Source organism: Martelella sp. UBA3392 (genome assembly GCF_002358775.1).
Taxonomy (GTDB): domain Bacteria; phylum Pseudomonadota; class Alphaproteobacteria; order Rhizobiales; family Rhizobiaceae; genus Martelella; species Martelella mediterranea.
This window is the reverse complement of sequence record NZ_DEPM01000202.1, coordinates 1-9,049: the sequence shown is the minus strand read 5'-3', so window position 1 is coordinate 9,049 and position 9,049 is coordinate 1. Positions and strand designations below refer to the sequence as shown.

Below are 9,049 nucleotides of genomic sequence, written 5' to 3'. Positions count from 1 at the left end.
GTGGGGTTTGCGGCTCTTGAACAGGTACGCGTCGCCGGGACCGAGGATCTTGCGCTCGCCGTCCACGGTCAGCTCCAGATGGCCCTCGATCACGATGCCGGCCTCCTCGCCCTCGTGGCTCAGCATCACCCGGCCGGTATCGGCGCCCGGTTCATAGATCTCGTAGAGCATCTGCAGATCATGGCCGAGCAGATTGCCGCCAACCTGTCTGTAGGAGATGCGGCCCTTGCCGATCTCCCTGAGTTCGGAGGCCGCATAGAATACCTTGTCCTGCCGCTCCGGCTCATAGGCGAAAAAGTCCGAAAGCCCGATCGGGATGCCGTCCAGCACCCGCTTCAGGGCGCTGAGCGAGGTATTGATCCGGGCCGATTCAAGCTGCGAGATAAAACCATTGGTGACGCCGGCGCGGCGCGCCAGCTCCCGCTGCGAGTAGCCATGGGCCTCGCGGATGGCGCGCAGCCTGATGCCGACATCGATCGAAAGCGTATCCGTGTTCTGCATGTTTATGATTGTAGACACCTCTCCTTCGAATTCAACAAAAACAATGAGCTGCACCAGAAAAGAAACAGACTTTTCTCCGCTCGCAAACGGTGCGTAAATTGTTGAAAAGGAGAACGCTCATGAACGCACATGTCGGCAATAACCGGGCGCTCGACGCCTACTGGATGCCCTTCACCGCCAACCGCCAGTTCAAGGAAGCGCCGCGCATGCTGGTCGGCGCCAAGGGGATGTATTACCGCAGCGAGGACGGCCGCCAGATCCTCGATGGCACCGCGGGGCTGTGGTGCTGCAATGCCGGCCATGGCCATCGCGAGATCGCTGCGGCGGTGACCCGCCAGCTCGAGGAGATGGATTATGCGCCCTCCTTCCAGTTGGGCCACCCCGCGGCCTTCGCCTTTGCCGAACGGCTGAAGGCGCTTTCGCCGGAGGGTTTCGACCACGTATTCTTCACCGGATCGGGTTCGGAATCGGTCGACACCGCGCTGAAGATCGCGCTCGCCTATCACCGCGCCCGCGGCGAGGGTTCGCGCACAAGGCTGATCGGCCGCGAGCGCGGCTATCACGGCGTCGGCTTCGGCGGCATCTCGGTCGGCGGGATCGTCAGCAACCGCCGCCATTTCGGCACGCTGCTCACCGGCGTCGACCACCTCCCCCACACCCATGATCTCGCCGCCCACGCCTTCACGAAAGGTCAGCCGGAAACCGGCGCGGACCTTGCCGACGATCTGGAGCGGATCGTGGCGCTGCATGGCGCCGAGACGATCGCGGCGGTGATCGTCGAGCCGGTCGCGGGCTCCACAGGCGTGCTGATCCCGCCGAAGGGCTATCTGGAGCGGCTCCGGGCAATCTGCGACCGCCACAGCATCCTGCTGATCTTCGATGAGGTGATCACCGGTTTCGGCCGGTTGGGAACGCCCTTCGCGGTCGACTATTTCGGCGTGAGGCCCGACCTCTACACCACCGCCAAGGGTCTCACCAACGGCACGGTGCCCATGGGCGCGGTGTTTGCGCAGAACCATATCCACGACGCCTTCATGACCGGCCCCGAGGGCAGCATCGAACTGTTCCACGGCTACACCTATTCCGGCCATCCGCTCGGATGCGCGGCCGGCATGGCGACGCTCGACGTCTATGAAAGCCGCGGCCTGCTGACGCGCGCCGCCTCGCTTGCGGACCTCTTCGAGGAAACCGTCCACTCGCTGAAAACCGCGCCCTTCGTCAAGGATATCCGAAATCTCGGCCTGATGGCGGGCATCGAGCTTCAGTCACGCGATGGCGCGGTCGGCGCCCGCGCCTATGAGGCATTCGTGAAATGCTTCGAGGCCGGGCTCTTGATCCGCGTCACCGGCGATATCATCGCCCTGTCGCCGCCGCTGATCGTGGAGGAAGACCAGATTGGCCAGATGGTTGAGACCCTTCGCGGCGTCCTCGAAACGATAGACTGAAGCGGACGGAGAAAACCCGCCCCAACGGGAAGAGCACCAAGGCCATCGGACGTTTCGACAAAACCGCCCGATGGCCTGCAAGCGCCAATCACGATGCGTAGCCGAGGCGATCCTTCAGCCAGTACCAGCGCACGCCGATATTGACGATCGGCTTGCGCAGCGCATGCCAGAACAACGGGCGGATGGGCGTGACGGGGAACACCAGCGGCGCGCCCGCGCCGAGATGGCGGCCAAGCGCCGTTCCAAGCGCGGTGGCCATGGCAATGCCGCGGCCATTGTAGCCGAGCGCGACCATCAGTCCGTCATCGGACATATGCAGATGCGGCAGGCCATCCATGGTGAGCGCGGCCTGAGCCAGCCTTCGCTGCGCACGGTGGAGCGGATCAGCAATGCGGTCGGCGTTCCCATGTACTGGCTGTTCGAGCCGCCGAACGATGCAGACGAGGGCGACGACATCGTGGTCCGAAAGGGCTACGGGGCAAAGCTCACGGCTGGAACCGTTGCCCTGAACCGGTGTCAATCCGTCGACCAATGCATCGGGTTCCCTGGCCCGGACGAAAGTCCGCGCTGTTATTGGATCGCAATTCGCGCGGCCTTAGCCCGTTGCGTCGGGATGGAGGATGTAGCGCACTTCGCCCGACCGTCTCCATACGCTGGCGATATCCGCGAGAGGCACGACCTTGAAGGGCAGCGTCCATCCGGCTTCTTGCGCCTCGGCCATCAGTTCGCCGGCGCCTGCCAGATAGTCGCGTACCGGAACCGAGCCGATACCCGAGCCGAGAATGTCGAGCCCCGAGCTTTGCAGTCCGTATCCGGAAAGCGGCACGGTGGCGCCGCCGAGCGTTCCGAGAACCATGTATGTGCGCCCCGGTTCGCCGGCGGGCGAACCGCGCCCTGCCGTGGCCGCGGCGAGAACACGCTCCGCCACCGCTCCCCAGACGAAATCGAGGACGATGTCGACGCCGGCGTCGAACGCTGTCTTCAGAGCCGTGTCTGCATCCCGCGCGTCGAGTGCGATGCCGGCGTCGGCAGCAAGGCCATCCAGTTTGTCAGCGGAACGGACAACCGCGATGGTGCGTCCCGCGCCGAGATGGCGCGCGATCTTCAGGGCCATGCTTCCGGCCGCGCCGTTGGCGCCGGTGACCAGAACTGTCTGGCCAGCTCTGATCGGCACGCGGCGGGTCAGCGCAACCCAGGATGCGAGCCCCGCGGTTGCAACGGCAGCGGCGCGCGTGTCGCTCAATCCATCCGGAACGGGAACGGTCATCGCCGCCGGGACAAGGGTCCGCTCCGCCAGAGCGCCGAAGGGAGCCTTGGGAAACAGAAAATAGACGCGGCGGCCCGACGCATCCCTCCCCACCCCATCGACGCCGGCCACGAAACCGTAGCCGTCATCCGACACGGGTTTCATCGCGGCCCGGGCACGCACGATCGGGCTGATCGGCGCCGCGGTTACCGAAATGACGGCTTCGCCGTCACCGGCTTCCGGCTCCCGGAAATCGACGTAGCGGGGGCCAGCCTCGGGCGATGTGATGATCGCAGCTTTCATGGTGCGTTCTCCAGTTCTTTGACATAGACGGCCAATGGCTTTGCGCAGATGCCGTCTCGGTGGCGTTGTTCTGTGGGTAAGGATCAGGATCCGGCGAAATAGGCCCGCATATCCTCGATGTCGCGCTGGTAGATGCCCTGGACCCAGGCTTTGACCTCTTCCGGATTGCCCTCACGGATCGTGAAGTTGCCGCACCAATAAACCAGCGCGCGGTTGCCATCCGTAACCGACAGGACCTGGACCTTGCCGTTATAGTCATGGATCGGAAGCGATGTCGGGGGCAGAAGGGCGTAGCGGAAATATCGCTCGTGGTCCGACAGCGCGATCAGGCGTTCGCGCAATTCATGGCCGCTTTCAAATACCAGACGACGGACCGCGCCGACCTGATCAACAGCATGCTCGCCCTCAATATCGCTGGACGCGATGTTGCGTACCCAACGCGCGGGGCCTGAGAAATCCCTCAAACCGGCCCAGACGGTGTCCGCATCGGCGTCGATAACGCCGCTCGCATAAACCTCAGTCATGTGTGTTGTCCCTTTCGATGATGCATGTCGGCGTGCGAAACGAGACTGTCAGATAGACACGCTGGCCCATACGATCTATGTGAGAAGGTGCCAGATTTTTACGCGATCGTTCGGATTTTCCATGGACCCGTTGTCCGACCTGCTGTCACTGCTGAAGCCCCGGAGCTACATCACCGCCGGATTCGACGCCGGCGGCGAATGGGCGCTTTCACTCGATGACCTTGCCGGGCGGATCAAATGCTACGCGGTGATCCGCGGTAGCTGCTGGCTGAAGGCGGAGGGGACGGAGGTAGCCATCCGGCTGGACGCCGGCGAATGCTTCGTGCTGCCGAGCGGGCGGGACGTCATCATCGCCAGCGGCCCAGATGTTGCGCCGCGTCCGGCAAGCGAGGTGCTCGACCCCGACAACAGCGGCAATGTCATCTCCGTCAATGGCGGCGGGGCGTGCTACCTGGTCGGCAGTCGCTTCGAGGTCAGCGGACGGCATGCCGCGCTGCTCCTGCGATCGCTGCCGCCGCTCATTCGAATAAAGGCCGCCGGCGGCCAGGCGCGGCTGCGGTGCTTGATCGAGATGATGATGGAGGAGATGCGGGAGGCGCGCGCCGGATCGGCGCTGATGGCGCAACAGCTTTCGCACATGATGCTGGTCCAGGCGCTGCGTCTTCATGTGGAGGAACAGGGTCCGGACGAGACCGGCTGGCTCGCCGCGCTCGCCGATCCGCATATCGGCCCGGCGATCCGCGCGATTCACGGAGAGCCCGCGCGTGCCTGGACCCTGGAGACGCTGGCCCGGGAGGTCGGGATGTCGCGCACCGTCTTTGCGCAGCGGTTCAAGCGGAAGGTCGGCGCGACGCCGATCGCCTATCTCACCCGCTGGCGCATGATGCTGGCGGGCGAACGGCTGATCGAAACCCGCGACAGTATCGCCGAAATCGCAGCCTCGCTGGGATATGCGTCGGAATACGCCTTCGCCGCAGCGTTCAAACGTGAAATGGGTTGTCCGCCGCGCCGCTACTTGCGGGAGACCGGCGGATTGCCGCGCCTCTGAAGCGCCAAGCTCATGGCAGGGCCTCAGATCGGGTCAGTCAGTTTCCCGTAGCGGCGGATGACGGCGCTTTCCTGCCCTGAAGATGCTCAGGCCAATGCAGGCGTTCCGGTATGGTTCGTCCGGGCTTCGGCCCTATTGCCACGGTGAACGCATCAAGGCTTACGGTTGTCGTAACGGACGCGATTGTCCGCAATCGCGCCACGGTGAGCCGCCGCCCAATCGGCGAGATGCTTTGCCGTGTCGGACAGGGAATGTCCGAGCGGCGTCAGGGCGTATGCGACCTGCGGCGGCGTGGTGTGGCGCACGCTGCGTTCGATCATGCCGTCGCGTTCCAGCGTCTTGAGCGTCCTGGTCAGCATCTGCTGCGAAATGCCGCCAACGCGCCGCTTGATTTCGTTGAACCGGTGTGGCCCCGGGCGAAGCGCGACGACCACCTGGATCGTCCACTTGTCGCCGATGCGGCTGAGGATCTCACTGACGGCGCGGCAATCGGCACCGGCGGGCTTGACGGTCATATCCATCTGACCTGCTCCGGAATTTATGCTTTTGACGGCCCTTTTTAAGTCCCATAAATGGCTGTGGTCAACAATTCAGACCTGGTTCCGGAAAATGACTCTGGCCGGGTTCAGACAAGGAGACCACATATGAAGCTGTTTTATTATCCCGGCGCCTGCAGCCTGGCCGATCACATCGCGCTCATCGAGGCCGGGCTTGCCTATCAGCTCGTCAGCATCGACCACGAAAAAAGGACCGGGGACAGTCGCGATTTTCTGACGATCAACCCGAAGGGCTACATTCCGGCGCTTGAGATGGACGACGGCACGGTCCTGACCGAGAACCAGATCATCCTGACCTATATCGCCGAGGAAAGCGGCAAGCTTCTGCCTGAAGACCGCCTGCTCAGGTGGCGGACATTCGAGGCGCTCGCCTTCATGTCCAGCGAAATCCACGGCGCCTACGCCCCGTTCTTCAGGGATTTCCCCGAACCGGAAAAGCAGCGCGCCCGGGAGAAGATCGGGAAGGCCTTCGCGCTTCTCGCCGATCAGATGGGCGACAAGGCATTTCTGATCAGTTCCGAGATGACGATTGCCGACTGCTATCTCTTCTGGGTCCTGATGGTCGCGCCACGGAGTGGCGTTGACCTGCCCGCAAATCTGCAGAACTGCCTCACCCGCATGAAGGCGATGCCCTCGGTCATGCAGGCGCTTGAGGAGGAAGGATTGAGTTGATCTGACAGCTTTGCGACAACGCCGCTGCGGCGAGCGCATCTTGAGTGCGGCGCGCTCGCAACGGCCATGAGCGGACCTCTCATGGCCGCGTAGCGGGGTCGCTCAGATCCGCGCGCCGCCTGTCGCATCAATCATCTGCCCGGTCGTCCACCGCGCCTCGTTCGATGCCAGGAAGGCGATGACGTCGGCGACGTCCTCCGGCTTTCCTACACGTGAGAAGACCGAGAGGGCCTCCGCGCCGGCGCGCGCATCCGGCGATGCCAGCCACTCGGCATTCATGTCCGTCTCCGTCACGCCCGGCAGCACGGCATTGACCGTGATTCCGCGCGTGGCAAATTCCGGCGCCAGCGCCAGCGTCAAGGTCTCCAACGCCCCCTTGGAGGCCGCATAGGCCGGATGCGTCGGCGCCGCGATCCGGGTGAACCCGGTCGACACATTGATGATGCGGCCATTGTCGCGAATATGGTCGGCAACGGCCTGGATCAGGAAGAAAGGCGCCTTGTAGTTGATGGTCATGACCGCGTCGAACACGGCTTCGTCCGTCTGCTTCAATGGCAAAGCGGGCGCGATGCCGGCATTGTTCACCAGAATGTCGAGAGCGGCGGAACCCGTCTCAGCAAGGGCCGCTTCGGCGAACTGTTCCCAAAGGCTGTCGGCCGCCGCCTTGCCCTCTCGCAAGTCGGCCTTGACGCCAACCGCCTTCACGCCCAACGCCTCGATGTCGCGAAGCGTGGCATTGGCCGCATCGGCATTGGCGGTGTAGTGCACGCCGATCAACGCCGCGCCTTCCTTCGCCACGGCAAGGGCAACCGCCCGGCCGATGCCGCGTGAACTTCCGGTGATGAGGGCTATCTTGTTTTCCAGTTTCTTGGTCATGGGTCACTCCGTTGCTAAATTAAATAGTGACCGCTATAATAACTATGGGAATGCCGTCGTCAACAATTTAATAGGGATCACTATTTAATGTCGAATCCGGCACGCAAACGGGGCAGACCGCGCGCGCTCGAACGCGACGTGGGCCTCGACATCGCGGCTCGCCTGTTCTGGGAACGCGGCTATGAAGGCACCTCGACCGCCGACCTCACCAGGGCCATGGGCATCAATCCGCCGACGCTCTACTCCATGTTCGGCTCAAAGGAGGAACTGTACCGGCAGGCGCTCGCGTTCGGCATCGCCCGTGAAAGCGGCCGCCGGATGGAGATCCTGCAATCCCCTCTTCCGGCTTACGATGCCCTGAGGCTGTATCTCTACGATATCGCTGATGGAGACACGCAGCCCGGCAAGCCGCGCGGCTGCATGGTCTCGACGGCCGTTCTGCAGCATGCGGAAGAAAACGCATCCGTCGCGCAGATGACCGCGGCCTTGCGGGAAGCCTCGATGAAGACCCTCAAAACCCGCTTTGACCGGGCCGTCGAGGACGACGAATTGCCGGCGCAGACCGACACCGATACGCTCGCGCGCTTCTATGGCGCGATCATTCAGGGCATGTCCGCACAAGCCTGCGACGGCGCCTGCAACGCGCGGCTGAAGCGGCTGATCGATCTCGCACTCACCGCATGGCCCGGAAAGCGTGGCGCCTGACGCGGTGCGAACGCGGGCCCAAATACGGTCCGCTGTCAGGTCAAATTCAGATACAGTCCGCTTGGCTCTATCGTCTCGATGCCGGCATAGGGGCTTGCGTGTACCGTCAGCAGCCAGAGGCTTGTTGTGGCTGCAAGCACATAAAGGAATATCGCTATACTCCCCGCGCGTGTTCTGTCTGCGTGCGTCACGGCGATCGTAAGCGATGTCAAGATCGTCAGCGTCAATGGGCCTCAGCGTGATCTGCGGGCGGGCAAACCTTCTTGAACAGAACAGGATGATCCGGCCACCACACGGGAATGCGGTGGCCGGCACGTCTCAGTTGACCGGTTCGAACTGGAAAGGTTCGGCGGGCTTGAAGTCCGCCGACACTTCGCCTGACTGCAGCGTGACCATGTCAACACCCAGATCCAGCATCCGCACCCCGGCTTCAGCCGAGAAATCCAGATTGTTCAGATCGACCCAGAACAGGTTCGGGGAAATCGCCGATTCGACATAAAACAGCTTGTCCTTGTGGTCCGCGACCACCCTCCAGCGCGTGGTCGACAGGTTCGGCGCGTCCGGCGTGTTGATGCCATAGGGAACGGAAGCATTGCGGACCACGCTCATGGCGGCGGCCGCCGCGATACGCGGGTCATCCGACTGAACCACCATGTCGATATAGGTGTCAGCACGGGTAAAGCGATCGGAAGAACGGGTTGTGCCGGGCAGCACCTCACGCGGATTGACGTCCTGCCAATACCTTTTCACCGCCAGTTGCTGATCGTATGGCGGATCGTTCGTCATGGTGCGGTATTGCGGGCCGTGATGGATGACCAGTTCACCATCCAGCCATTCCAGAATGGCGCTGTCGCCGCTGGCGTCCGAGAGCGAAAGATGCACCTTCGCCAGGCGCCCGGGCTGATCGGGAACGTCGGCGGTCACCACGTCGAAAGGATTGGCTTCGATATCGGCCACCGCTTCGGCAACACTGCCGTAATTGTCCAGGAAATACTGCGCCCAGATCGACAGCGACATTTCGGGCGTTGTTCCGTGATTCTTGGGGTATTCGGACGCCACCAGCCAGAGCATGTTGGCCACCAGGCCGGCCTCGTTCATGCCATCCACGGTGGAGAAGTCATAACCGGAGACAATCATGCTTCCGTATTTAGAGGTGGCTCGGTTTATCTGCA

The 9,049-nt window shown here is 63.0% G+C and carries 11 protein-coding genes; 4 read left to right on the top strand and 7 right to left on the bottom strand.

Going from position 1 to position 9,049, the window contains the following annotated elements; translation table 11 throughout:
- On the bottom strand, positions 1 to 501 hold a 501-nt coding region (locus B4E36_RS15540; protein ID WP_345900552.1), incomplete at its 3' end, for a cupin domain-containing protein.
- A gap of 119 nt (positions 502 to 620) precedes the next feature.
- Here B4E36_RS15540 and B4E36_RS15535 point away from each other — a divergent pair.
- The gene (locus B4E36_RS15535; protein WP_292052702.1) at positions 621 to 1,946 is read left to right on the top strand and encodes an aspartate aminotransferase family protein; all 1,326 of its coding nucleotides are present in this window, start codon (positions 621 to 623) and stop codon (positions 1,944 to 1,946) included.
- Between the two features lie 88 nt (positions 1,947 to 2,034).
- On the opposite strand, the gene B4E36_RS15530 is transcribed toward B4E36_RS15535, so the two are convergent.
- The 3 genes from B4E36_RS15530 to B4E36_RS15520 form a co-directional block, all read right to left on the bottom strand.
- The gene (locus B4E36_RS15530; RefSeq protein ID WP_292052700.1) at positions 2,035 to 2,478 is read right to left on the bottom strand and encodes a hypothetical protein; all 444 of its coding nucleotides are present in this window, start codon (positions 2,476 to 2,478) and stop codon (positions 2,035 to 2,037) included.
- 63 nt (positions 2,479 to 2,541) lie between these two features.
- Positions 2,542 to 3,495, bottom strand: a complete 954-nt coding sequence (locus B4E36_RS15525; RefSeq protein WP_345900551.1) for a zinc-binding alcohol dehydrogenase family protein — start codon at positions 3,493 to 3,495, stop codon at positions 2,542 to 2,544.
- Between the two features lie 83 nt (positions 3,496 to 3,578).
- The gene (locus B4E36_RS15520; RefSeq protein ID WP_345900550.1) at positions 3,579 to 4,019 is read right to left on the bottom strand and encodes an SRPBCC family protein; all 441 of its coding nucleotides are present in this window, start codon (positions 4,017 to 4,019) and stop codon (positions 3,579 to 3,581) included.
- A 121-nt stretch (positions 4,020 to 4,140) separates the two neighbouring features.
- Here B4E36_RS15520 and B4E36_RS15515 point away from each other — a divergent pair, with 121 nt between their 5' ends.
- A complete protein-coding gene (locus B4E36_RS15515) occupies positions 4,141 to 5,067 on the top strand; it encodes an AraC family transcriptional regulator (protein WP_345900549.1) in 927 nt (308 codons plus the stop codon).
- A gap of 152 nt (positions 5,068 to 5,219) precedes the next feature.
- On the opposite strand, the gene B4E36_RS15510 is transcribed toward B4E36_RS15515, so the two are convergent.
- Positions 5,220 to 5,582, bottom strand: a complete 363-nt coding sequence (locus B4E36_RS15510) for a winged helix-turn-helix transcriptional regulator (protein ID WP_414673767.1) — start codon at positions 5,580 to 5,582, stop codon at positions 5,220 to 5,222.
- Positions 5,583 to 5,711: 129 nt separating this feature from the next.
- Here B4E36_RS15510 and B4E36_RS15505 point away from each other — a divergent pair, with 129 nt between their 5' ends.
- Entirely contained in the window at positions 5,712 to 6,296 is a 585-nt protein-coding gene (locus B4E36_RS15505) for a glutathione S-transferase N-terminal domain-containing protein (RefSeq protein WP_292052688.1), read from the top strand.
- A gap of 102 nt (positions 6,297 to 6,398) precedes the next feature.
- On the opposite strand, the gene B4E36_RS15500 is transcribed toward B4E36_RS15505, so the two are convergent.
- Positions 6,399 to 7,172, bottom strand: a complete 774-nt coding sequence (locus B4E36_RS15500; RefSeq protein ID WP_345900548.1) for an SDR family oxidoreductase — start codon at positions 7,170 to 7,172, stop codon at positions 6,399 to 6,401.
- A gap of 87 nt (positions 7,173 to 7,259) precedes the next feature.
- On the opposite strand from B4E36_RS15500, the gene B4E36_RS15495 reads away from it, so the two are divergent.
- The gene (locus tag B4E36_RS15495; protein ID WP_292052683.1) at positions 7,260 to 7,877 is read left to right on the top strand and encodes a TetR/AcrR family transcriptional regulator; all 618 of its coding nucleotides are present in this window, start codon (positions 7,260 to 7,262) and stop codon (positions 7,875 to 7,877) included.
- Positions 7,878 to 8,195: 318 nt separating this feature from the next.
- On the opposite strand, the gene B4E36_RS15490 is transcribed toward B4E36_RS15495, so the two are convergent.
- Positions 8,196 to 9,049: linear amide C-N hydrolase (locus tag B4E36_RS15490; RefSeq protein WP_345900547.1), on the bottom strand; the 854-nt coding region annotated here is incomplete at its 5' end.

Excerpts from the sequence above, each read along its gene's own strand:
- B4E36_RS15535 (WP_292052702.1), top strand. The coding sequence starts at position 621 with ATGAACGCACATGTCGGCAATAACCGGGCGCTCGACGCCTACTGGATG.
- B4E36_RS15525 (WP_345900551.1), bottom strand. The coding sequence starts at position 3,495 with ATGAAAGCTGCGATCATCACATCGCCCGAGGCTGGCCCCCGCTACGTC.
- B4E36_RS15520 (WP_345900550.1), bottom strand. The coding sequence starts at position 4,019 with ATGACTGAGGTTTATGCGAGCGGCGTTATCGACGCCGATGCGGACACC.
- B4E36_RS15515 (WP_345900549.1), top strand. The coding sequence starts at position 4,141 with ATGGACCCGTTGTCCGACCTGCTGTCACTGCTGAAGCCCCGGAGCTAC.
- B4E36_RS15510 (WP_414673767.1), bottom strand. The coding sequence starts at position 5,582 with ATGACCGTCAAGCCCGCCGGTGCCGATTGCCGCGCCGTCAGTGAGATC.
- B4E36_RS15505 (WP_292052688.1), top strand. The coding sequence starts at position 5,712 with ATGAAGCTGTTTTATTATCCCGGCGCCTGCAGCCTGGCCGATCACATC.
- B4E36_RS15500 (WP_345900548.1), bottom strand. The coding sequence starts at position 7,172 with ATGACCAAGAAACTGGAAAACAAGATAGCCCTCATCACCGGAAGTTCA.
- B4E36_RS15495 (WP_292052683.1), top strand. The coding sequence starts at position 7,260 with ATGTCGAATCCGGCACGCAAACGGGGCAGACCGCGCGCGCTCGAACGC.